Source organism: Actinotignum sanguinis, from assembly GCF_003957255.1.
In the GTDB taxonomy this organism is placed as follows: Bacteria; Actinomycetota; Actinomycetes; order Actinomycetales; family Actinomycetaceae; genus Actinotignum; species Actinotignum sanguinis.
On sequence record NZ_QDIE01000005.1, the window covers coordinates 45,187 to 68,943 of the forward strand.

13 protein-coding genes and 1 pseudogene are annotated in these 23,757 nt (G+C 62.9%); 5 read left to right on the forward strand and 9 right to left on the reverse strand.

From position 1 onward, the window contains the following. Positions 1-4: 4 nt before the first annotated feature. Both DDD64_RS02535 and DDD64_RS02540 read right to left on the reverse strand, forming a co-directional pair. Positions 5-1,732, reverse strand: a complete 1,728-nt coding sequence (locus tag DDD64_RS02535) for a glycoside hydrolase family 13 protein (RefSeq protein ID WP_126134881.1) — start codon at positions 1,730-1,732, stop codon at positions 5-7. 11 nt (positions 1,733-1,743) lie between these two features. Continuing rightward, on the reverse strand, positions 1,744-2,769 hold the full coding sequence (locus DDD64_RS02540) for a LacI family DNA-binding transcriptional regulator (protein ID WP_126134882.1): 1,026 nt from the start codon (positions 2,767-2,769) through the stop codon (positions 1,744-1,746). 401 nt (positions 2,770-3,170) lie between these two features. Here DDD64_RS02540 and DDD64_RS02545 point away from each other — a divergent pair, with 401 nt between their 5' ends. The 3 genes from DDD64_RS02545 to DDD64_RS02555 all read left to right on the forward strand — a co-directional run bounded on the left by DDD64_RS02545 (position 3,171) and on the right by DDD64_RS02555 (position 7,100). Then, the gene (locus DDD64_RS02545; RefSeq protein ID WP_126134883.1) at positions 3,171-4,421 is read left to right on the forward strand and encodes a sugar ABC transporter substrate-binding protein; all 1,251 of its coding nucleotides are present in this window, start codon (positions 3,171-3,173) and stop codon (positions 4,419-4,421) included. Between the two features lie 64 nt (positions 4,422-4,485). Then, positions 4,486-6,123, forward strand: coding sequence for an ABC transporter permease subunit (locus DDD64_RS02550; protein WP_126134884.1), 1,638 nt, complete (start codon positions 4,486-4,488; stop codon positions 6,121-6,123). Then, positions 6,123-7,100: a sugar ABC transporter permease gene (locus DDD64_RS02555; RefSeq protein ID WP_126134885.1), complete on the forward strand. Its 978-nt coding sequence runs from the start codon at positions 6,123-6,125 to the stop codon at positions 7,098-7,100. Before DDD64_RS02550 ends, DDD64_RS02555 begins: the two co-directional genes overlap by 1 nt. 703 nt (positions 7,101-7,803) lie before the next feature. Here DDD64_RS02555 and glgB read toward each other — a convergent pair. From glgB to glgX, 6 genes and pseudogenes are all read right to left on the reverse strand, one after another. Then, positions 7,804-10,128 (reverse strand): 1,4-alpha-glucan branching protein GlgB, encoded by a 2,325-nt coding sequence (glgB, locus tag DDD64_RS02560; protein WP_241227346.1) that lies wholly within the window; start codon positions 10,126-10,128, stop codon positions 7,804-7,806. A 288-nt stretch (positions 10,129-10,416) separates the two neighbouring features. Further along, a complete protein-coding gene (locus DDD64_RS02565; protein WP_126134886.1) occupies positions 10,417-11,868 on the reverse strand; it encodes a hypothetical protein in 1,452 nt (483 codons plus the stop codon). Then, positions 11,865-13,735, reverse strand: a pseudogene (gene treS / locus DDD64_RS02570) (maltose alpha-D-glucosyltransferase). The gene DDD64_RS02565 and the pseudogene treS overlap by 4 nt, the downstream one beginning before the upstream one ends. Positions 13,736-13,739: 4 nt before the next feature. After that, positions 13,740-16,124: an alpha-1,4-glucan--maltose-1-phosphate maltosyltransferase gene (locus tag DDD64_RS02575; protein ID WP_126134887.1), complete on the reverse strand. Its 2,385-nt coding sequence runs from the start codon at positions 16,122-16,124 to the stop codon at positions 13,740-13,742. A 752-nt stretch (positions 16,125-16,876) separates the two neighbouring features. Continuing rightward, positions 16,877-17,977: a tryptophan--tRNA ligase gene (gene trpS, locus DDD64_RS02580; RefSeq protein ID WP_126134888.1), complete on the reverse strand. Its 1,101-nt coding sequence runs from the start codon at positions 17,975-17,977 to the stop codon at positions 16,877-16,879. A gap of 89 nt (positions 17,978-18,066) precedes the next feature. Continuing rightward, positions 18,067-20,301 (reverse strand): glycogen debranching protein GlgX, encoded by a 2,235-nt coding sequence (glgX, locus tag DDD64_RS02585; protein WP_241227347.1) that lies wholly within the window; start codon positions 20,299-20,301, stop codon positions 18,067-18,069. Positions 20,302-20,347: 46 nt separating this feature from the next. Here glgX and nudC point away from each other — a divergent pair, with 46 nt between their 5' ends. Beyond that, positions 20,348-21,373 (forward strand): NAD(+) diphosphatase, encoded by a 1,026-nt coding sequence (gene nudC, locus DDD64_RS02590; RefSeq protein WP_126134889.1) that lies wholly within the window; start codon positions 20,348-20,350, stop codon positions 21,371-21,373. 20 nt (positions 21,374-21,393) lie between these two features. Here nudC and DDD64_RS02595 read toward each other — a convergent pair whose 3' ends face one another. Then, on the reverse strand, positions 21,394-21,651 hold the full coding sequence (locus tag DDD64_RS02595) for a mycoredoxin (protein WP_016441700.1): 258 nt from the start codon (positions 21,649-21,651) through the stop codon (positions 21,394-21,396). Between the two features lie 104 nt (positions 21,652-21,755). Between DDD64_RS02595 and DDD64_RS02600 the strand changes: the two genes are divergently transcribed. Next, the gene (locus DDD64_RS02600; RefSeq protein ID WP_126134890.1) at positions 21,756-23,750 is read left to right on the forward strand and encodes an ATP-dependent helicase; all 1,995 of its coding nucleotides are present in this window, start codon (positions 21,756-21,758) and stop codon (positions 23,748-23,750) included. The last annotated feature ends 7 nt before the right edge of the window (positions 23,751-23,757 follow it).

Sequence of the window (23,757 nt, forward strand, 5' to 3'; positions counted from 1 at the left end):
GCTCCTACTCCACCGGCACCAGCCAGACGGTAGTATCCGCCGGGATCATCTCCCCTTCGCCCAAGGAACTGGCCGCCGGATCCGAGGCCAGCAGGACCCGCCAACCGGCCGGAAGCGGAGCGGCGTCGTCGAATACCGTGAGCATGAGAACCGGTGGACGCTGCGCGTTCACAGCTCGGTTGGTGGTCGCGGCGCGATTGACATAGGCGAGCACGCCGGCGCCGTACTCATCGCAGACGTCCTCGAGGGAACCGACCCCGAGCTCCAGCTCGTCGCGCAGGCGCAGCATGGTGCGGAAGAAGTGGAGCGGGGAGTGCGGATCAGCCTCCTGCACATCCACCGTGTAGCGTGCCCAGTCCGTGCCCTGGGGGAGCCAGGTGGCGCCGTCCGGGGAGAAACCGAAGCCGGGGCGATCCGATTCCCAGGGGAGCGGAACCCGGCAGCCGTCGCGGCCCAGCTCCGCGCCGTGCGTGCGGGCGAAAGTGGGGTCCTCGCGCACCTCATCCGGCAGCGAGGTATGTTCGGGCAGGTTGCGTTCCTCGCCCTGATACATGTAGTAGACCCCCGGCAGCCCGGCAGTGAGCTGGTGCCAGGCCAGGGCGCGGCGAGCACCCAGCTCGCGATCCGGTTGCGGATCGTGAGCCCCGATGCAATTCGCTCCGCGGGAGGTATCCCGGTAACCCAGGCGCGAGCACACCCGCACGCCGTCGTGATTCGAGAGTACCCAGGTGGTAGGCGCCCCCACCCGATCCGACTGGCGCAGGGACTGCACAATAATGTCACGCAGGGCGTCGCGCTCGAAAGGCGCGGCCAAATAAATGAAGTTGAAAGCCTGGTTCATTTCATCGGGGCGGATATAGCGAGCCAGGCGCTCTTCGGTATCGGCCCAGGCCTCCGCCACCAGGATGCGTTCGGGAGAGTACTCATCCAAGACCGCGCGCCACTCTCGGTAAATCTCATGAACCTCATCGCGGTCAAAGAACGGTGCCGGTTCGGGTTTCTCCGTTACCCCGGCCATTTCCACCTCCCCGGACCAATCGGGTAGCTCCGGATCTTTCATAAGCCCGTGGGCCACATCCACCCGGAAGCCATCCGCACCCCGATCCAGCCAGAAGCGCAGCGTCTCCAAGAATTCGGTGCGCACCGCGGGGTTGCGCCAGTTGAGATCGGGTTGTGAGCGATCAAAAAGGTGGAGGTAGTAGAGATCCTCCTCCGCGGCCGGGGTACCGGCAACGAAGGGTAGATCGCGTACCCGGGACCAGGCCGGCCCGCCGAAAACGGAACGCCAATTGGTGGGAGGCTCGCTACCTCCGTTTTTCCCCTCGCGGAACCAGAACAGCTCGCGTTCGGGTGAGCCGGGGCCGGCCGCCACCGCGCGGCGGAAGAGCTCGTGATCCCAGGAGGTGTGGTTCGGGACGATATCAACGATGATTCTCAGGCCGGCCTCGTGCGCGGCTTCGATGAGGTGCTCGGCATCCGCGAGGGTCCCGAAACGCGGGTCAACATCGCGGTAGTCGGACACGTCGTAGCCGGCGTCGAATTGCGGGGAGCGGTAGAAAGGAGAAAGCCAGACCGCGTCAATTCCCAGATCTGCTAGGTAAGGTAGCCGGCCCTCGATGCCGCGCAGGTCCCCGAGCGGCCCGCCCGAGGAAGCAAAAGAACGCGGGTAAATCTGGTAAATAACGGCGTCACGCCACCAGTTTTCACGTTCGGAAGCAGGGTGGAGGAGCATGGGATGTCCTTTCAGTTAGTGGGGGAGGGCGCGGCCGCGGTGGTGGAACGCACCAGTAATTCGGCCGGGAAAGTCATGGAGGCGCCCGCCTTGGTGCGCTGGGTTGGGGCAAGATCTTCCATGGCTGCCCGCAGCGTGGCGCAGGCGGCGTGCGCGATAGCCGCCACCGGCTGGCGCAGCGTGGTCAAGGCCGGGCGCATGAAGCGAATAAGCGGCGAATCGTCAAAACCAACAATCGACACATCCGCGGGCACCCGCACCCCGCGCCGCTCCAGGGTATCCAGCGCACCGAGCGCCATAATATCGGAGCCGAAAACCATGGCGGTGCACCCGCGTGCGAGCAGGGCTTCGGCCGCGCGCGCCCCGCCGTGGGCAGTGAAAAAAGTTTCTGCAACAATCACAGCAGCGCCGGGGAGAACCTGGGTGATGGCCTCGCTAAAACCAGTTTCTTTACGCTGGCCGGGGATATAGCGGCGTTGTCCGATGCCCAGGCCGATCCTGGTGTGCCCGAGTCCAGCCAGTAGCCGCACGGCCTGGTGCATGGATTCGGCGTCGTCGGTAGAAAAATCCGGTGCCGGAACCCGCGGATTCGCCCCGTTGATCGTCACGAAAGGGAGACGTTCGGCCAGGTGCACGTACCGTTCCGGGGAAGCTTTGGAATCGGCGTGCATACCCGAGACGAAAACCAATCCGCATACCTCGCGAGCGGTTAGTGATGCGACTGCTTCGTCCTCGGTAAGGGCGCCGGGAGCCTGGGTTGCCAGGGTGGTGGTGTACCCGGCGGCGTTAAATTCCCGTTCGAGCTCCTGATAGAACACCGGGAAAATCGGGTTGGTCAGTTCGGGAAGGAGCAGGCCCACGGTTCCGCTTGCCTCGCTCAGGCGAGGGGGGCGCTCATATCCGAGCATATCGAGGGCCGCGAGCACCGCGGTGCGCGTTTCCTCGCTGACGTTGCCTTTCTGGTTAATCACGCGCGATACGGTCGCGACGGACACCCCCGCGTGGGTGGCAACATCTTGCATGCGAATTTTACTCATGGGTACCGAGACGTCCTTGTGCTGGTCGGCGCGGTGCGCGCCGTCGTGAAACATCGTACTGAGGCTTTTCTGAAAACTCCAGCGCGAAAGTGGGTGCGGCGGGGTGTGGAGAGCGGGAACGTGCCTGCCGGTCTCGCCTCTATGCGCTGTTACGGTTCGGCACGACGGCGCAGCTACCCACCGATCACCATTCCCACTCTGAAAGTGTTTCTGAAAAGAGAATAGCGCCATAAGCCCGCAAAACTGCGGAAAAGTCGGCGTGATTCACCGAGGGGAATGTAATGGCGTAAAAAAGACTGCAAAAAGGGGTGAAAATTACCGAATGATGCGCTACCCTCGGAGATAACGGGGAACGTGATGGTGCGATCCCGCGTAGCGAAGAATCAACGCAAGGAGTAAAAATGCGACGGAGCATAAGCGCGATGGCCGCGGTATCCGCGCTGGCGTTTGTTTTAGGCGCCTGCGGTGGTAATGGCGGTGCGGCGGATAAGAGCGAAGCCCCTGCCGGAGCCAGCTCGGCGGCACCGGCTGCCGGAGGCGGGGCCACCATTACGGTGTGGACGGATTCCAACCGTCAGCCCGCCCTGGAAAGCGCAGCGAAGAAATTTGAATCGGAAACCGGCAACCACGTGGAGCTCGTGGTCAAGGAATTCGGGGATGTGCGCGCGGAATTCCTCACCCAGGTCTCGAACGGTCAGGGCCCGGATATCACCGTGGGTGCCAATGATTGGCTCGGTGAATTCGTGGCGAACGGCGTCGTCGCCCCCATCGAATTAGGTGATAAGGCGAAGGACTTCAATGACGTGGCCACCACGGCCTTCTCCACCGGCGGTAATCTGTACGGCCTGCCCTACGCGCTGGAGAATCTCGCCCTCATCCGCAATACCGCGCTGGCGGATTCCACTCCGGCCACGTTTGACGAAATGATCGCCAAGGGCAAGGAAGCGGGCGTGAAGTACCCCTTCCTCATCCAGACCACCGACAAGGGCGATCCCTACACCTACCACCCCTTCCAGCAGTCCTTCGGAGCGCCCGTTTTTGAGACGAATGCGGACGGTTCCACCTCCACGAACCTCGGTATGGGCGGGGTAAACGGCGAGGCTTTCGCCACCTGGCTGCACGAGCAGGGCAAGACCGGCGTTTTCGAAACGGCGATGACCTACGATATTGCGGTCGATGCCTTCAAGAAGGGCGAGTCGCCCTATATTCTGGGCGGCCCGTGGATGATTGAGGACTTCCGCAGCGCTGGCCTCAAGGTAGCGGTGGAGCCGATTCCGGCGCCGGGCCCCAAGGCCGCGACCCCGCTCGTAGGCGTGCAGGGCTTCTATGTTTCCGCGCAGTCGAAGAACCAGATTGTGGCCAACCAGTTCCTCGTTGATTACATGGCCACCCCGGAGGTGCAGCTGGATATTTACAAGGCCGGCAACCGCCTCCCGGCGCTGACCGCCGCAGCTCAGGAAGCCCAGAAGGACGAGGTGACCGCCGGTTTCGCGCGGGCGGCCGAAGGCGCTCAGCCGATGCCCACCATCCCGGAAATGGGTGCGGTGTGGGTGCCCTGGGGCGTCACCGAAGCTCAGATCATTGACGGCGCCGAACCGGTGGCCGCATGGCAGAGCCTCATCCAGAATCTGCAGGCAGAACTAGCCAAGTAAGCTGCGAACGCGAGGGTGACTCGGAGGTGTCCGGGTCACCCTCGCGTCAGCGAAGAGGTAAGTCATGAGTACGGAAACGGAGAACCGGACCGGGCGCCGCGCGACCGAGCGTGGCAGCGCCCGTGCGGAAAAGAAGATCCCGGTGGTGGGAACCTCGCACGCGCGCACCTGGTCGGTGGGTTTTGTTATCAAGCTGGTCCTCATGGCGCTGGTCAACGCGCTGGGGATCTACATTATCGCGGCGGCTTTTAACGAGGGATCGTGGATCCTGGTTGCTGTAGCTGCGGCGGTGCTGGGCATCGTGGATTACGTGTATTTCTCGCGGAAACACCTGGCTGCCAAGTACCTCACGCCGGGGCTGGTATTCCTCGCGATTTTCCAGGTGTTCGTTATCCTCTACACCGGTTACATCGCGTTCACCAACTACGGCGACCGCCATATGCTCACCAAAGAGCGCGCCACCGAAGCACTGCTGCTCACCTCCACCCAGCGGGTTGAGGGCAGCGCGCAGTACCCCCTCGCAGTCGTGGACGCGGGCGGGGAACTCGGCTTCGCTATTGTGAGCGACGACGGCGCGGTGCTCGTGGGCACCGAGGATGCACCCTTCGTCGCTGTGAAAAATGCCCAGGTCAGCGGCAAGCGCATCACCGAGGTGCCCGGCTATGAGATCCTCACGCCCGCTCAGATCGGGGCGCGGCAGGCGGAGATCACCGCGCTGCGCGTCCCCATGAGTGAGGACCCGGGGGATGGATTTATTGGAACCCAAACCGCCACAACCGGTTTTGTTTTCCAATCGACCCTCAAGCACGACGCCGCGGCCGATACCCTCACCGATATCACCACGAGCAAGGTCTATCACGCTGATTCCAGTGAGGGCTTCTACCGCGCTGACGACGGTGAAACTCTCAATACCGGCTGGCGGGTGACGGTGGGCTTCAAGAATTTCGCCGACGCCTTCGGTGATGCCCGCTACGCGAGCCCCTTCCTCAAGGTGCTGGTGTGGACTTTCGCTTTCGCCTTCCTCTCGGTGGCGACCACTTTCCTGCTGGGCATGTTCTTTGCGCTGGTCATGAATGACGAGCGGATGCGCGGGCGCAAAATCTACCGCACGATTATGCTGCTTCCCTACGCTTTCCCCTCCTTCATGACGGCATTCCTCTTCGCCGGTATGCTCAACCCGAAGTACGGGTTCTTCAACCAGGTGCTTTTCGGGGGTGCGGAGATCGGGTGGCTGACCGATCCGTGGCTGGCCAAGCTTTCCGTGATCCTGGTGAATCTGTGGATGGGCTTCCCCTATATGTTCCTCATCTGCACGGGGGCGCTGCAATCCATTCCGTCCGAACTCAATGAGGCGGCAGAGATCGACGGCGCGGGCGGGCTTAAGCGGTGGCGGTATATTACCTTGCCGCAGCTCATGATCCAGGTGACCCCACTCCTCATCTCCTCCTTCGCCTTTAACTTCAATAACTTCAACCTCATCTACATGCTCACGCGCGGCGGCCCGCAATTCGCGGACGCCTCGGTACCGGTGGGCTCCACGGACATCCTCATTTCGATGGTGTACCAAATTTCCGGGCTTTCGGGCGCGGCAACGAAGAATTACGGCCTGGCTTCGGCCATGTCCATCCTCATCTTCGTTATTGTCGGCACGATTTCCCTCATCAGCTTCCGGCGTTCGCGTTCAATTGAGGGGGCACAGTAATGGCAAACGATTCCATCATGACGGTTCCCGGCGGTGCTGCGGGCGGTGTGGGTGTAACCGCGCGCGGCGCAGTTCCCGTGATCGAGGAGAAGATCAGCCACAAGGAACGCCATCACAATAAGGTGAGTTTCGGGCGCTGGTTTTCCCAGGTGGGCTTCCGGCACCTGGTCGGGCTTTTCGCCGTCGTCTATTCGGCCTTCCCGATTATCTATGTGCTCTCCGCAGCCCTGAACCCGAATACCAAAACGACGCTGACGTCTGCGAATTCCCTTTTCTCGGAGATCTCGACTCAGAACTTCACCCAATTGGGAACCTCGACGATGTTCTGGCGTTGGTTCGCTAATACTCTGGAGATCGGGATTTTCTCCGCGCTCGGGGCGGTTCTTATGGGAGCGGCCGCGGCCTACGCATTTTCGCGCTTCCGCTTCCAGGGGCGCAAAGGCGGGCTGCTGGCCCTCATGGTCATTCAGATGTTCCCGCAGCTGCTGGCATTCGTAGCAATTTTCTTGCTGCTCAGCCAGCTCGGCGAGGTAGTGCCGGTGCTCGGGCTGGACTCCAAGCTCTCGTTGATCTGCGTGTACCTGGGCGGGGCCTTGGGCGCCAATACCTTCCTCATGTACGGCACCTTCAACTCCATTCCGATGGAGCTGGACGAAGCGGCGAAGATCGATGGCGCTAGCCATTCGCAGGTCTACTGGACCATCGTGCTCCCGCTGGTCACCCCGATCCTCGCGGTGGTGGGACTGCTGGCCTTCATCGGAGCCTTCAACGATTTCATCCTGGCCTCCACAATTCTCTCCAAAGAAGAGAATTGGACCCTGGCTATCGGCATGAATATTTGGGTGGGCGGCAATGAGAAGCAATGGGGCTGGTTCACAGCCGGCGCGGTCATCTCCGCGCTCCCGATTCTGCTCCTCTTCCTCTTCCTGCAGCGCTACATCGTGTCGGGACTGACGGGCGGATCCGTCAAGGGGTAAGCCCGGTGGCTGATTCCTCCGGTTCGGGCGGCCGGTCACCTGGTAATGCTCCGCCGGAGCTGACCGGCCACCCCTGACATATTTACTCATAACCCGGACTTTCCGTCGGTGATTTGCCGAGGAAAGTCCGGGTTATTGGTTCGGCAATGAGGCACTATGTGTTTTTCGAGCTGTACTTCATTTGTTATACGTGCGAAGTACACCTCGGAAAAGGTACTTAGCCCGGCCAGTACGGCGGTCCGCTTGAGCGGTTTGGATCGGCGGAGCACTATAGGGGCGGCGAAGTACGCATTTCGAACTATCGCTCTCGTCACATGCGCGTACGGAACATAAAATCACCTGAAAACGAGGCTCTCCAGCGCACTTTGTTTCCAGGCGCGGATTGGGACGGGGTGGGCTCGCAAAGAGCAACGCCTCGACACGCGGTGTCCGCAAAAAGCAACGCCCCGGCACGCGGTGCCCGCAAAAAGCAACGCCCCGAGGGCAGCGCTCACAAAGTGCAACTCCAGCGCATGATTTGGAAAAGTTAATGTAGTTGTGGTTGCTTTTTGTGTGTAGGCAAAGGCGTAGGCCCGGTGGTCACGTGATCACCGGGCCCACTGTTGCGCCGCTGCCAGGCGCTGCCGCGAAGGAGCTAGTAAGCGGCGCGCGCTGAGGCGGCTATCTTAGGCGGCTGCTTGAGGCGACTGTTTGAGGTGCTGCTTTATGCGGCCGCAGCTGCTGCGGATTCCTCCGTGCCCTCATCGCCCCCGCCGGCCGTGGCATTCCCGCCAGCCGCGCCCGCCGCGCCGGCCGCGCCAGTTTCAGCTTCTGCATCGAGGGCTTCGCCGGCTTCGCCCGCCTCAACCCCCGCGAGTTGCTCAGTCGCGTGGTGGAGGTAAACCACCCCGAGCGGGGGAAGCTGGACCGGAGCCGAGTAGGGCCGGCCGTTCCAGCCGATCTCCTCCGCGTGGACCTCCCCGAGATTACCCACCCCGGAACCGCCGTATTCCACCGCGTCGGTATTGAGCACTTCCGTCCAGGTCCCGCCGTCCGGCAAACCGATGCGGTAATCGTGGTGGGGGATACCCGCGAAATTGCAGGCCACCACAACAACATCTTTGCCATCCGCGGAGCGGCGCAGGAAAGTAATGACGTTATTATCGGCATCCGAGCCGTCAATCCACTCGAATCCGTGCGGGGTGAAATCATCACTCCACAAAGCCGGATGCTCCACGTAGAGCTCGTTGAGCCGTTTGACAAGGGACAAGATGCCATCATGTTCGGGCTGGTCGGTCAGCCACCAGTCGAGGGATGCGTCGTCGTTCCATTCGCGGATCTGCCCGAATTCCTGGCCCATGAACAGCAGCTGCTTACCCGGATGCGCCCACTGGTAGGCGAGCAATTCACGCACTCCGGCGCGTTTTTGCCAGTCGTCGCCGGGCATCTTTTGGTAGAGCGAGCCCTTGCCGTGCACCACTTCATCGTGACTGAGTGGCAGCAGATAGTTTTCCGAATAGGCGTACACCATGGAGAAGGTGATTTCCCCGTGGTGCCAGCGCCGATTGACCGGCTCCTCCTCGAAGTAGCGGATGGTGTCATTCATCCAGCCCATATTCCACTTGAGGCCAAAGCCGAGCCCGCCGCTATCCGTCATCGCGGTGACGCCCGGCCAGGAGGTAGATTCTTCCGCGATCATCATGACGCCGGGATTGCGCCGGTATGCGGTGGCGGTAACTTCCTGGAGGAAGGAAATGGCCTCGAGGTTTTCCCGCCCGCCGTAAATATTGGGTTGCCACTGCCCGGCTTCCCGCGAGTAATCCAGGTAGAGCAGCGAAGCCACGGCATCCGCGCGGATTCCATCGAAATGGAATTCTTCCAGCCAGTACAGCGCATTGGCCACCAGGAAATTCCGCACTTCCCGGCGCCCGAAATCGAAGACCAGGGTGCCCCAATCCGGATGCGAGCCGCGTTGCGGATTCGGATCTTCGTACAGGGCCTGGCCGTCGAAACGCGCGAGCGCCCACTCGTCGGTGGCGAAATGCGCGGGGACCCAGTCGGTAATGACCCCGATCCCGGCTTGGTGCAGCCGGTCAATGAGGTAGCGCAGGTCATCGGGGGTGCCGTAGCGCGAGGTGGGGGCGTAATACCCGGTCACCTGGTAGCCCCACGACGGCGTGAAAGGATGCTCCGCCACCGGCATGAATTCCACGTGGGTGAAGCCGCAGTACTTGACGTGCCCGATGAGCTGGTCAGCGAGCTCCCGGTAGGAAAGCCCCTTGCGCCACGAACCCAGGTGGACTTCGTAAATGGAGACCGGCCCCGAAGCCGGATCGGTACGCTGGGCCATCCAGGCGTCGTCGTTCCATTCGTAGTTGGATTCGGTGACGATAGAGGCGGTGGACGGCGCGGTTTCGCTGTAGCGGGCCATGGGATCGGCCTTCTGGTGCCAGCTCAGGTCCTTGTACTGGATCTCAAACTTGTAGCGCGCCCCCGCGCCGGCGCCCGGCACGAAGATTTCCCACAGCCCCGAGCTGCCCAGGGAGCGCATGGCGTGCAGGGAACCATCCCAGCCGTTGAAATCACCGACCACCCGTACGGCGAGCGCATTGGGCGCCCACACCGAGAAGGCCACGCCCGTGACATCCCCGAGAACGGAGGGGAAGTGGCGCACATGCGCGCCCAGTGCGTTCCACAGTTCTTCGTGGCGCCCCTCCGAAATGAGGTAAATATCGGTTTCGCCCAGGGTGGGCAGGAAACGGTAGGGGTCATCCCCGCGGCTTTCCACGCCCCCGTACGAGGCCACCACCCGGTAATCGGGCACGTTGGGGGTGTTGAGCACCGCGCGCCAAATTCCGTTGTATTCGTGTACGGCAGGTACCCGCCCGTCCAGCGTTTCAATAAATACCGCATCCGCGAGTCGCCGAATGGTGCGAATGGTGACGGTGCTGCCGTTGGAATGGGGCCCGAGGACATCGTGGGGTGCGTAGTACCAACCCTTGGAAACAGCCTCGAGCGTGCCTTCATCAACTTCTACGTAATTAGACATGTGTGCCTCTCTGCACGATGGAGCGTAGGCGGTCAGAGCGGGAAACCACCCGCGCGCGCCGGTGATGTGCTGTGTCCTGCCAAGCGGCATCGCGGAATTTCCGGGAAGTACCGCGCGACTATCTACATATCCCAGGATACCTGAAAGATGCGCTATCCCGGGCCGCGGCTGCCTGCCGTGGACAGCGCGCGGGCCGGGTGCGGAGGAGGTGGCGGGCGTGGGTGGTGGCGTGCGAAGGGCGACGACGCCGCAGCCCGCCGCGGGGCGGCGGGCTGACCTGCGGTTCTGCTAGTTCTCGAGCAGGCGGTGGACTCCGCCCAGGGGGAGATCGATCCAGTCCGGGCGCTGATTGACCTCGTACACAACTTCGTAAAGTGCCTTGTCCAGGAGGAGGGCGCGCAGCAGGGGCCGGTGCGCGGCGGGAATCGCGCCGTAGCCGGATAGGAAAGCAACTTCCGCGGCGCGGGTCCACGCGCGCATGCGGGAGGCGGGCTGGCCATCGCGTTCGCCCTGGCCACCGGCGTAATCGAAGGAACGCAGCATGCCGGCCACATCGCGCAGGGCGAGGTCGGGGGCCACGCGCTCGGGGAGTGGGCGCAGGGGCTCACCTTCAAAATCGAGGGCCACCCAGCCACGCCCCGGCACATCCACAACCTGCCCGAGGTGGTAATCCCCGTGGATGCGCTGGAGCGCCGGCCAGGCGGTGGCCGCGGCGGCGGCAAAAACCTCGGTGATGCGCGCACGGCTGGCTGCTAGCTCGGGGATAGCCGTAAGGGCGGCGCGAGCTCGTGCATGCCAGCTGGCCAGCTGCGCTTCGCGCAGCTGCGGCGTCGCCGCGGTGGTACCCAGGCGGGTGGCGAGTGCGGTGTGGAAAGCGCGGGTGAGGGAGCCGAGTTCGCGGATGCGTTCGGAAAAATCGCCCAGCAGCGCGCGGGAAGTATTCAGAACAGGGCTGTTCGGGGCGGGGAAAGAGCTCGTGACGACGCGCCAGGCGTCGTGGGCGCCGGTGAGGAACTCCTGCGCCACCAGCACATCGCTGCCCGCTGCGGCCGGGCCACCCACGAGCGCTGCCGAGCCCCACTGCGCGGGAACCGTGCCGGTATCCGAAAGCGCGGCCTGCAGCTCCACGTCCGGGTTCGCGCCCGGGCTCAGCACCCGAAAGAGCTTGATAATGAGGGGCACGGTGCTGGTCTGATAGATGATTGAGCTATTGGATTGTTCGCCGCTCAGCGGCCGGGCAGCGCGGTAGCTCCCCGGGAAGCCGGCCGGGCGCGTGACCAGGTCAAGGGTGCTGTTGGCGGGCTGGCTAGGTGTCGTGCTGAGCGCCGGGGAATGCAGGAGGGGCTCGCTGCCCGGCTGGCCGGTGGCGGCCTCGAAGAGGAAACGCTGGCCGGCAGGATGCGTGGTCGCGTCGAAAATAAGGTGGCCGTGGGCGCGGGCAATCGGGGTGGCGGGAGGGGCCGGCTCGATTGGCTCAGCCGGCGCGACCGGCGCGACCGCCGTGACTGGCGCGGCGTCGTCGTGCAGCGTGGACCCGGTAGCGGGGGCGAGGAGCAGCGGGACGTTGTAGAGCGTAGACCCGGCGTCAATAATGAGCCAGGTGAGGGTGAAGGGCTCTGCGCCGCACGCGAAGTCAGCGCGGGCCCGCAGGTAGAGCGGATGGGCTTCGCCCCGGTACCAGCGCCGGGCGTGCATCCACGCCTCGAGTTCCGGAATCCGCTCGCCGATGTCCCAACTCACGCTGCGCTCCCTTCTTCATGATCTGCGGTGTTCGCCGCGGTGGGCTTTTGCGCGGGTGCCGCGGCGGCCGGCGGCGCCGGGCGGGAGAGCGCCGTGAAGTCCACCTGTTCTCCGATTTCTGCGGCGCGGGCACCTTCCACCGGGCCCGGTTCCGCCTGCCCGGGCGCATCTAGTTTGAGCCAGAAGAAATCGCGGCTGCCCAGCGTGACATCGTAACCGCCAGCGGCACCGACGGCCGGGAAACCTGCCCCGCCAAACACATCCGTGGCCAGCCACCCGGCATAGTCGGGCAGCTCGATGCGCCCGGCGCGCGGGGTATTGGCCAGGTTCATGATGCAGAGGAGGGTCTCCTCTGGGCAGGAGCGGGTGAAAGCGAGGATCGCGTCATTATTCGATTCGCGCAGCACAAAATCACCCGAGCCCATGGCCGGGTGGCCGCGCCGCACCTCCAGAATCCCGTGAATCCAGTGGAGCAGCGACGCGGCTGCGCGAGCTGCGATTCCACGTTGACCGCCTGGTAGTTATAGGACAGCGAGGTAATAGCCGGCAGGTAGAGCTGGCCCGGATCCGCGGTGGAAAAACCGGCATTGCGATCCGGACTCCACTGCATCGGGGTGCGCACGCCGTCGCGATCCGGCAACCAAATATTGTCGCCCATCCCGATTTCGTCGCCGTAGTAGAGGTAGGGCGAACCGGGCAGGGAAAGCAGCAGCGCGTGCGCCAGCTCGATCTCCGCCCGGGAATTCCCCAGTAGCGGGGCGAGGCGGCGGCGGATCCCCACATTAGCTCGCATGCGCGGATCGTCGGCATACCAGCCGTACATGAGGGCGCGTTCTTCCGTGCTCACCATTTCCAGGGTGAGTTCATCGTGATTGCGCAGGAAGGTACCCCACTGGGCCCCGGCCGGAATCGCGGGGGTGCGCTCCAGAATCTCCCGGATCGCGGTGGCACGCTGGTCGCGCAAAGCGTAATAAATACGCGGCATCACGGGGAAGTGGAAGCACATATGGCATTCGGGCGCCTGCGCTGTTCCGAAATATTCGACGACGTCTTCCGGCCACTGATTCGCTTCGGCCAGCAAAAGCGTGCCGGGAAATTCCTCATCGAGGACCCGGCGCACCTTCGCGATAAACGCGTGTGTTTCCGGGAGGTTTTCGCAATTCGTGCCTTCCCGCTCGTAGAGGTAGGGGATGGCATCCAGGCGCAGTCCGTCCACCCCTAGCCCGCACCAGAAGCGGAAAATATTGAGGACCGCTTCGTGCACCTTGGGATTATCGAAATTCAGATCCGGTTGGTGGGAGAAGAAACGATGCCAGAAATACTGTTTGCGCACCGGATCGAAAGTCCAATTGGAGACCTCGGTGTCCACGAAAATAATGCGGGCATCTTCGTATTTTTTATCGGTGTCCGACCACACGTAGAAATCCCCGTAGGGCCCTTCCGGATTAGCGCGGGAAGATTGGAACCACGGGTGATCCGCGGAGGTGTGGTTGATAACGATATCGATGATGACGCGGATACCGCGCCGGTGGGCCTGATCAACTAGCTCCCGAAAATCATCCATCGTGCCGTAGCGGGGATCCACGGCGGTGTAATCGGCGACGTCGTACCCGCCGTCCCGCCCCGGGGAAGGGTAGAACGGCGGGATCCAGATGCAGTCGATCCCCAGCCACTGGATGTAATCGAGATGCGCGATCAGGCCGCGGAGATCACCAACGCCGTCGGCATCGGTATCTCCAAAAGCCTTGAGCAGCACCTCGTAGAACACCGCGTGGCGATACCACTCCGGATCATCGATTAGCCCGGGGTGTTCGGACTGGGTGATGCGGGGCCCGGAAGTGGCAGCGTTGAGGGAAGGAAGGGACATAGGATCAGAGGGCCTTCACGGAGAGAATATGCGCCGGGGTGGTGAAGGGGTTGAGCCGCACGAAGGGCCGGTTATTCCACTGGAAATGCCCGCCGCCCAGCTCATCCACCACCTCGATATGCTCGGGCGCCTCGCCGCGCGGCAGACCGCTGGCATCGAAAGCACCGAAAGCGGACATATCCAGGGAGATCTCCGCCTCCTGGGTGGTATGCGGATCGAGGTTGAGCACCACAATCACGCGGTCCGCGGTTCCCGACGGAGTTTCCTCCGGGCGCGCCACCTTCGTGAAGCACAGAATATTCGGATTCGACGTGGGGTTAATGGTGATCCCGCGCAGGCGCTGGAGGGCCACGTGCTCCTTGCGGATCTCGTTGAGGCGGGTGAGAAGCCCCTGGATACCGTAGGGATCGCGGGTGTAATCCCGCGGGCGGTATTCGTATTTCTCGTTGTTATTCATTTCTTCGAAGCTGCCGCGCGGCTCCGATTCCACGAATTCATAACCGGAGTAAATCCCGTAGGAGGGCGCTCCCATCGCCGCCAAAATCGCGCGGATCTTCCAGCCGTTCGGGCCGGATTGTTGGAGATAGGGGGTGAGGATATCGTGCGTCGTCGGCCAGAAAGTGGGGCGCAACATCGCATCCGATTCCCGGCCGACCTCCCACAGGTAGTCCTCAATTTCCTTCTTTTCGTTACGCCACGCGAAGTAGCAGTAGGACTGGTGGAATCCTACCGCGCCCAGGCCCCGCATCATCGGCGGGGCGGTGAAAGCCTCGGCCAGGAAAATAACCTCCGGGTGGGTGTGGCGGAATTCGGCCAGCAGCCGCTGCCAGAAACTCACCGGCTTGGTATGCGGGTTATCCACGCGGAAAAGCGTGACCCCGTGCGAAACCCAGGTTTCCAGCACGCCCTTGACAGCCTGGTAGATACCTTCCGGATCGTCATCGAAATTGAGCGGGTAGATATCCTGGTACTTCTTCGGGGGATTTTCCGCGAAAGCGATGGTGCCGTCCGGGCGGTGCAGGAACCATTCGGGGTGTTCGTGCAGCCACGGGTGATCCGGGGAGCATTGCAGTGCAATATCGAGGGCGACCTCCATGCCCAGATCCCGGGCGGTGGCCACGAAGGCATCGAAATCCTCGAACGTGCCCAGATCCGGGTGGATGGCATCATGCCCGCCCGCTTCGCTGCCAATCGCGTAGGGCGAGCCGGGTTCACCGGGCTGGGCAATCAGCGAATTATTCTTCCCCTTGCGATCAGTCAGGCCAATCGGGCTAATCGGAGTAAGGTACACCACGTCGAAGCCCATGGAGGCAATGCGGGGCAGATCTTCCGCCGCGGTGCGCAGGGTCCCGGAATGCCAGGTGCCTTCGTCGTCGCGCCAGGCTCCCACCGAGCGCGGGAACATTTCGTACCAGGCGCCGTGCAGGGCCAGTTCGCGGTCCACGGCGAGGGGGAAGCGCGCCGATTCGCTCACGAAATCGCGCACCGGATACCTGTGGATAATATCTTCGACGACGTCGGACGTCACGGCCGCGAAACGTACCGAAGCCGGGATGGACTTTTTTCGAACGACGTCGATAGCGTCATTAATCGCCGGCCGGTCCTTTGAACCGCGCGGCAGCAACTTCGCCACCCTCTTGAGCAGCTGCTCGGCTTCGAGGAACACCAGGTCAATATCCTGGCCGACCGGGAGCTTCGCTTCGGCGGTATGCCGCCAGGTGGCCAGCGGATCCGACCACGAGCGCACAAAGAAAGCCCAATCGCCTGGCTCGGTGGGGGTGAGCCAGCCTTCGTAACGGCCCAGGCCCGGGCGTACCAAGACCATGGGAGCGCTCTGAACTTCGCGACCCTGCGGATCAACGAGGACGGCTTCACAGCCGAAAAGATCGTGCCCTTCGCGCCAGACGGTGGCCTGCACGGGGAAAGCTTCATTCACGGTGCCCTTAGCGGCCAGCGAGCCGTTTTGCACGCAGGGTGTCACATCCATAATCGGGATGCGGGCGATATTGGCCCGCGGGGCGGGGGCCGGGGCCACAGGTGCCTGCGGGAAAGCCGGCGGGTACCCTTCGGCGTTTGCACGGCCGTGCGTGGTAGGGGAGGCTGGGGGCGTAGCGGTGGTTTGTGCCGCGGGGGCTTTTGCGGAGGTCTTCGCGGAGGTCTTCGCGCTTTTTGCCGATCCGGAGGCCTTTGTGGACTTTGCCGCGGTGGTGCTCTTCGTTGAGCGCCGGGTGGCCGCGGGTTTCTTCGGGGACGCTGCCTTTGCCGTTGCTGGCTTCTTCGCGGTGGCGGACTCCGCGGCGGCTGGCTTCGGGGCCGCGGGCGTGGTTGCCGGCTTCTTTTCGGGCGTGGATGCCGAATTCTTCGCGGGCGTCGTCGGTTCAATGGACATGGCTTATCTCCTCGTATCCTCGGGCGACATATGGCGGGAGTGCGTGCAAGCGGCAGCAACCCCACGGCTCGAGCGGCGACGCACGAGCCGATGATGCGTCTGTGTAAGGATGCTCACAAGCCCAATCCTATTAGGTTTCCGGGCTTCTGGCACACCGGCCCGCGGGGGTGGACGCACGGCGGGTTGGCTGCGTCGTCGTATGTGTGAGCTTCGGTCCGGCGCCGCGGGAGGCACTATGTGTTTTTCGGGCTGTACTGCATTTGTTGTACATGCGAAGTACACCTCGGGAAAAGTACTCCTGTCCCCCGGTCCTCTCCTGTCCCCAGTCTGCGGATCGCCTCAAAAGTGCACATCCTGAACCGTTGGGGTCGCGTAGTGCACGCCTCTTGTGGCCGGCGTACTGGTACTGGAGAACACCGGGCCTAACAGAGTGGTACTGCCCGGCAGAAAACCGGGTGCTGGCTGTAGCTCCAGTACCACTTTGCGAGCCGGCGGAATACTGGTCGGTCAGTTCCGTCGTTGGGTTCGCAGAAAGCAACGTCCTGGCGTGGAGGCCTACAAAATGTAACCTCCCGACATGACGTGCCTGCAAAAAGCAACGTCCTGGCGACTACGCTCACAAAATGCAACCACAGCTCACGAAATTGGTTTCTTAATGTAGTTGGTGTTGCTTTTTGTGTTAGGAGGTAGCCGTCGAGTGCTGGGAAGCGTTCCGCGACCAGGCTAGCCCGCGCACCTTTCCGGCCCGCGCGCTAATACACCATCTGGAGTGCTTCACGCACCTCCGCGAGCGTCTTATTGGCGCGCTCGTTGGCAATTTCAATGCCCCGGCGCACAATCCCATCCACGTAGCCGGGATCCTTGGCCAGCTCGGCGCGCTTGGCCCGGATAGGCGCAAACATCTCATTAATCGCTTCGGTGACGATCTTCTTGAGCGTACCGGCCCCGCCGTCGCCAATTTCTTCCGCGATCTCCACCGCGGGCCGCCCCTGCGCCAGCGAAGCCAGGAGCAGCAAATTTGCCACTTCGGGGCGGTTGTCCGGATCGTAGGTAATATGCCGATCCGAATCCGTGACCGCTTTTTTGATGCGCTTGGCGGTTTCATCCGCGCTCATACCGATTTCGATGGTGTTGCCGCGCGATTTGCTCATCTTGGCGCCATCCAAGCCCAAAATAGAGGTGCCCTCAGAAAGCAGGGCCTGCGGGCGCGGGAACACCGGGGTTTCACGCCCGGCCGGGCGGCCGTAGCGCGCCTCGAAACGATCAGCGATGACGCGTGCTTGTTCGAGGTGGGGGAGCTGATCCTTGCCCACCGGCACCAAATTAGCTTTGCAGAAAAGGATATCCGCGGCCTGGTGAACCGGGTAGGTGAGCAGCAGCCCGGAAAGGGGCCGCCCGCCCGTTGCCTCGTGTTCCGCCTTGACGGTGGGATTGCGGCGCAGCTCGGCGTCGGTCACCAAAGAAAGGAAGGGGAGCATGAGTTCGTTGAGGCCCGGAATAGCCGAATGTGGGAAAATAACCGCGGCATCCGGGTCGATACCCACCGCGAGGTAATCGGTGGCCAGGGAACGCACCCGTTCCCGGATAGGCCCGGTGCCATCCCGATCCGTAATGACCTGAAAATCGGCGATAACCAGCCAGGTTTCCACGCCTTTGCGCTGCAATTCCACCCGGTTGCGCAGGGAACCGAAGTAGTGCCCCAGGTGGAGATTCCCGGTGGGGCGATCCCCGGTGAGAACCCGGAATTCCTCCGGAGAAGTGTTGATCTTCTCTTTGATTTTCTCACTCAGGCGCTGCGCATGCGCCAGGGACGCGGCGGACGTGGACCGTTCGAGGGATTCCTCGACACTCATACCTTGCTCCTTCAGTCATACACCCAGGTCATACCCCCGAATTCCCCGGGAGCACGCTCTGCTTGTCTATTGTAGGCGCCGCTCGCCCGCTACCGCTCCGGATTGGCGAAGTACAGCTGCATCGTCAGCGGCTCCACCCGGGTGGAGGCCCCGGGCTGGTAGATACGCTCCGAAGACCGCGGGGTGGGCCAGGAAGAATCCCAGGCCAGCGCGAAGGGATTACCGCGCCCCTGCGGGAACCGGATAGGAACGTGGTGATTTGAGCCGTTGATGACCACGAGCGCATCGGCGTCGCGCTCAGAACCGGAACGCAGCATTTGCAGCAACCGATTCGAAGGATCGAACCACCGGTGCTCGGGCATCGGTTCGCCGGTATCAGCAAACCACTGCAGATCGGGAATGTGGTCGCGCCCGGAGGGCGATTCGGTGTAGAACATGCTCGGGCGCAAGACCCGGTGTTCGGAACGCAGCCGGAAGAGGTACGCCACGGTTGCCTGCAGCTCGCGCTGCCATTCCTCGCGGTCCCAATCCAGCCAGGACACGTGATTATCCTGGCAGTAGGCGTTGTTATTCCCGAATTTCGTATCGGCAAATTCGTCGCCGCCGTAGAGCATGGGTACCCCGGCGCTGAAAACTAGCGTGCCGATGAGGTTGCGCATGGTGCGGGTGCGTGCCTTGAGCACGCCCTCGGGAAGCGGGGAGGTATCGGTGCCTTCCCCTTCCACCCCGTGGTTCCACGAGCGGTTGTTGTCGGTGCCGTCCCGCCCGTTTTCTCCGTTGGCTTCGTTGTGCTTGGAATCGTAGGAGACCAGGTCGTAGAGGCTGAAACCATCGTGCGCGGTAATGAAATTGACGGAGGCAAGCGGCCCGCGCCCGGAGGGGGAACGCCCGTGCCCGAAAAGATCGGCGCTGCCGGCCAGGCGGGTCGCCACGTCGCGCAGGTCCCCGCCCAGGCCGCCGCCTGCAACCGCGCGCTGATCGGCCACCCAGAACTGCCGGATGGAATCGCGGTAGCGGTCATTCCAGTCCGCGGTGGGCGGCAAGAAATTACCGGTTTGCCAGCCGTTCGGCCCCAGATCCCACGGCTCGTTAATGAGCTTGACGTTGGAAAGAATAGGGTCGGTGGCCATCGCCAGGTAGAGGGGGTGGTTGGTATCGAAATGATCGCCGCGGCGTGCCAGGGTGGCGGCCAGGTCGAAACGGAATCCGTCCACGCCGATCTCGCTCACCCAGTAGCGCAGCGAATCGAGGGTGAGCTGGAGGACGGGCGTGCGCCGGAAATCCAGAGAATTCCCGGTGCCCGTGGTGTCATAAAACTGGCCGGGCTGGTTGGGTACCTGCATGTAATAGGTGGTTTGCCCGAAGCCGCGTAGCGAGACGGTGGGTCCGTTGACCCCGCCTTCGCAAGTGTGGTTATAAACCACGTCGAGGATGACTTCCAGGCCGGCATCGTGGAGACGCGCTACCATATCGCGTACTTCTTGCAGCACGGCCAGGGGGCCAGCGGCTCGCGCGGTGGCGGTGGCCAGGCTCGGCTCGGGAGCGAAATAGGAGAGGGTGGAATACCCCCAATAGTTGGTGAGATCGCGTTCGGTGAGGAACGGTTCTGACATTTTCGCGTGGATGGGCAGTAGCTCCACGGCTGTCACGCCCAGGGAACGCAAATAATCGGTGACAATCGGGTGCGCTAGGCCGGCGTAGGTCCCGCGTAATTCTTCGGGGAGGGCAGCTAGCTGCTGGGTCAGTCCGCGCACGTGCGTTTCGTAGATAACCGTGTGGGACCAGGGCGTATACGGGTGGCGGATATGCGTTTCCGTGGGTGCGGTCACGACGCCGCGGCACATGGCCTCCAGGGAATCGGTATCGTCACGCTGCGGCGGAACCGGGACGGGATCCAGAGCGTCATTCAACTTGTGCCCGTACAATTCGGGTCCCAAGCGCGGGGTGCCGGTTATGGCCCGCGCGTAGGGATCAAGAAGGAATTGCGCGGGGTTAAAACGCATCCCGGTATCGGGATTCCACGGGCCGTGTACCCGGTAGCCGTATTCTTGACCGGCACGCACCCCGGATACGTGCCCCACCCAGGTGGTGAAACTCGCGTCCCGATGCAGGGAATAGCGACGCTCGGTGATACCCGAGGCACTGCGATCAATAAGGCACAGGTCAACCGCGGTCGCGTGCGGAGCCAGGACGGCGAAATCCGCCCCGGTATCGGTGAGGTGCGCCCCCAGACGCACGGGCCGCAACCGGACGGGCAGAGCACGCTCGGAGGCGCGCGCCACGTACCGGGATGCGGTCGGGGAAGTAGCCGGTAATGAAGTCACCTTCGTATTGTCGCAAAATATCGGCGTTCGGCAAGAATCCAGAAGAGTGATATTAGAATTTTGGCGGAAGGGCGACCGGCACGCGGCCGGTTCCGGAAGGGGCACGATGGTGGGGTACGACGGCGATTTAATCTTGGCGCGCGGGAATCTGGACCGGGATGAACTTTCCCGAAACGACCCGCAACGCCTGGCGGAATTGGCGGAAAATGCGGGATATCTGCTTATTTCGGGGTGGGGTGCTGTCCTGGATAATGACGGTGCACCCCTCCTCTTGAGCCGCGGTGAGCTCCCGCGCGCCACCGCGGATTCACCAACTGTTTACCTGGGGAAAGTTGCGGGGCGCCCCTATTTTGCGTGCGATCTCACCACCGTTATCGGCGGTGGGCCCACCCGTGATAACCCGGAAGTGGATGCTCCGGGCTACCGGATTGGCTCGCTGCAAAATTACGCACCGTCCTGGAGCGCGGATATGTCGGCACTGGTGACCGCGGCGGTAGCGATCCTCAATACCTGGCGTGCCACCCGCTGGTGTGCGGTATGCGGCCAGCGCATCACCGTGGATAGCAGCGGCTGGAGCGGGCAGTGCCCGGAAGGCCACGTGGTCTTTCCACGCACCGACCCGGCCGTCATTATGGCGGTGCTTGATTCGAATGATCGTATTTTGCTGGCGCATAACGCGCGCTGGCCCGCTGGGCGGCACTCCGTACTCGCGGGTTTTGCCGAGGCGGGGGAGTCGCTGGAAGCGGCGGTGCGCCGCGAGGTGCGCGAAGAAGTAGGGGTTCCGCTGGGCGAGATAAGCTACTTCGCCAGCCAGCCCTGGCCCTTCCCGCGTTCCCTCATGATCGCCTACGTGGCGCGGGTGGAGCCGGAGGCGGAAGCCCGGGCGGGCGGGGCGGATGCCCTGGTGCGCGTGGACGGGGAAGAAATCGACCATGCCGCCTTCTACAGCGCCGCACAATTAGATGCGGCCCTGCGCGAGGGCAGCCTCACCCTGCCCGGACCTTCCTCGGTGGCCGCGGCTCTCATCACCGAGTGGTACGGACCCGAAATTCGGCCCTATTTGGGCTGGTAATAATTAGCCCGAGTGCCGCTTTAGTTCCCGGGGGAGGCTAGTTCAGCGAGTTTCGCCTGCACTTCTTTCAAGCTCGGATTTGTCAGGGTGGCGCCGTCGGCGAACTCAAGGGTGGGCACCACTTTATTGCCGCCGTTGAGAGCCGCAACCTTGGTGGCCGCGGCCTCATCTTCTTCAATATTCACCGCGTTCCAGGTGATACCGGCCCGCTTGAGCTGGGCGGAGAGGTTGCGGCAGTAGCCGCACCAGGGCGTTGTATACATTGTGAAATCAGCCATGGAGTGATCTTAAGGTGCGAGATGTTCGGCGCGCCACGGGTTTCGATGAGGGGAAAATTTCTGTCGGGGGCGTGTGGCATCCTGAGAGGGCAAGGAGGAACACGATGGACTCACCCGAGGAATTGCTGGAATTTCTGGATCCGGATCAGCGCGCGGTCGCTACCGCTTTACGCGGTCCGGTGTGCGTGCGTGCCGGGGCGGGCACCGGGAAAACTCGGGCTATTACCTACCGGATCGCCTACGGGGTGCGCAGCGGGGTTTATGCCCCGCACAACGTCATGGCGGTTACCTTCACCTCCCGCGCGGCCGGGGAATTACGTTCGCGCCTGCGGGATCTCGGGGTGGGCGCTGTACCCGCCCAAACATTCCACGCTGCCGCGCTGCGCCAACTCTCCTACTTCTGGGGGACCGCGGTGGGGGGCACCATCCCGCGGATCACCGAATCGAAATTCGGGCTGGTTTCCCAGGCTGCCGGCCAGATCGGTCTACCTACCGATAAAGTGAGCATCCGCGATCTCACCGCGGAAATCGAATGGGCTAAAGTCTCGATGATCAGCCCGGATAACTACCCGGAAGCCGCCCTGGCGGCCGGGCGCGGGGAAGTCGCCGGCCAGCTCAGTAGCGATATAGCGCGGCTGGCGAAAACCTACGAAGAAGTGAAAACCGAACGCCGCGTTCTCGATTTCGATGATGTTCTCCTCCTCCTCGTCGGGATCCTGCTGGATCGGGCGGATATCGCTCGCCAGATACGCGAGCAATACCGCCACTTCGTGGTCGATGAATACCAGGATGTTTCCCCCCTCCAACACCGCCTGCTGCAGCTATGGCTGGGGGACCGGAAGGATCTGTGCGTCGTCGGGGATGTTTCCCAGACCATTTACTCCTTCGCCGGCGCATCCTCCTCCTACCTCGCCCGCTTCCAACAGGAATACCCGCGCGCTCGCGTTATCGAACTCACCCGTGATTACCGTTCCACCCCGCAAATCGTGGCGGCTGCGAATACCGTTATTGCCGATGATGTTTCGGAAGGAGCGGTGCAGCTGGTCTCCCAGCGCCGCTCCGGGCGCCCGGTTACCTTCCGGGAATACGAATCAGAGGGGGCGGAAGCCGCCGCAGTTGTGAGCGCGATCCAAGCGCTCGCCGCGGAAGGCACCGCGCTCTCGGAGATAGCCATTCTGTACCGCACCAATGCCCAATCGGCGGAATTTGAGGCAGCACTGTCCAAAGCGGGGGTGTCCTACCAGGTGCGCGGGGCAGAAAAGTTCTTCTCGCGCCGTGATGTCCGCGAAGCCATGGTGGCCATGCGCGCCGCGGCACGCTCCGGGGTGCATGGCCCGCTGGCGGATAACGTGCGCACCGTGCTGCGCCAGATGGGGTGGCGGGATGAAGCGCCGGCCACTGCCGGCTCCGCGCGGGAAAAATGGGAAGCCCTCCACGCCCTCATCACTCTCGCGGAGGATATGGAGGATAACCGGGCTGCCTCCATGGCTGATTTCGTGGTGGAACTGGAAGAACGCGCCGCCACCCAGAACGTTCCCGAATTGGAAGGCGTTACGCTTTCCTCCCTGCACGCCGCTAAAGGTTTGGAATGGGAAGCGGTTTTCTTGGTGGGGATGAGCGAAGGACTCATGCCCATTTCCCTCGCGAAGAAACCTGCGGCCATTGAAGAAGAACGCCGCCTCCTCTACGTGGGAATCACCCGGGCCCAAGAATTTTTACAGCTTTCCTATGCCTCCTCCTCCGGGCACCGTTCGGGCCGGAAAGTCTCCCGCTTCCTTACCGGGCTGTGGCCACAATCAGAAGAGGAAGAAACCTCGCGGGCCACCCGCTACCGGCGGCGCTCGCGGGCCGCTGCGGAAGAATTCGCCGCTGACTACCCCGAAGATGTGGCGCTCTTTGAGCAACTCGTAGCCTGGCGGGCCCAACGCGCCCAGGCCACCGGCAAACCCGCCTACACAATTTTCCATGACACCACGCTGCGGGCGCTCGCGATAGCAAAACCGCGCAGCATCCACGCCCTCGCCCAAATCAAGGGGGTGGGAGCTACAAAACTCGCTATCTACGGGGAGGAAATCCTCGCCCTGCTGGCCGAACACTGAGCGCAAG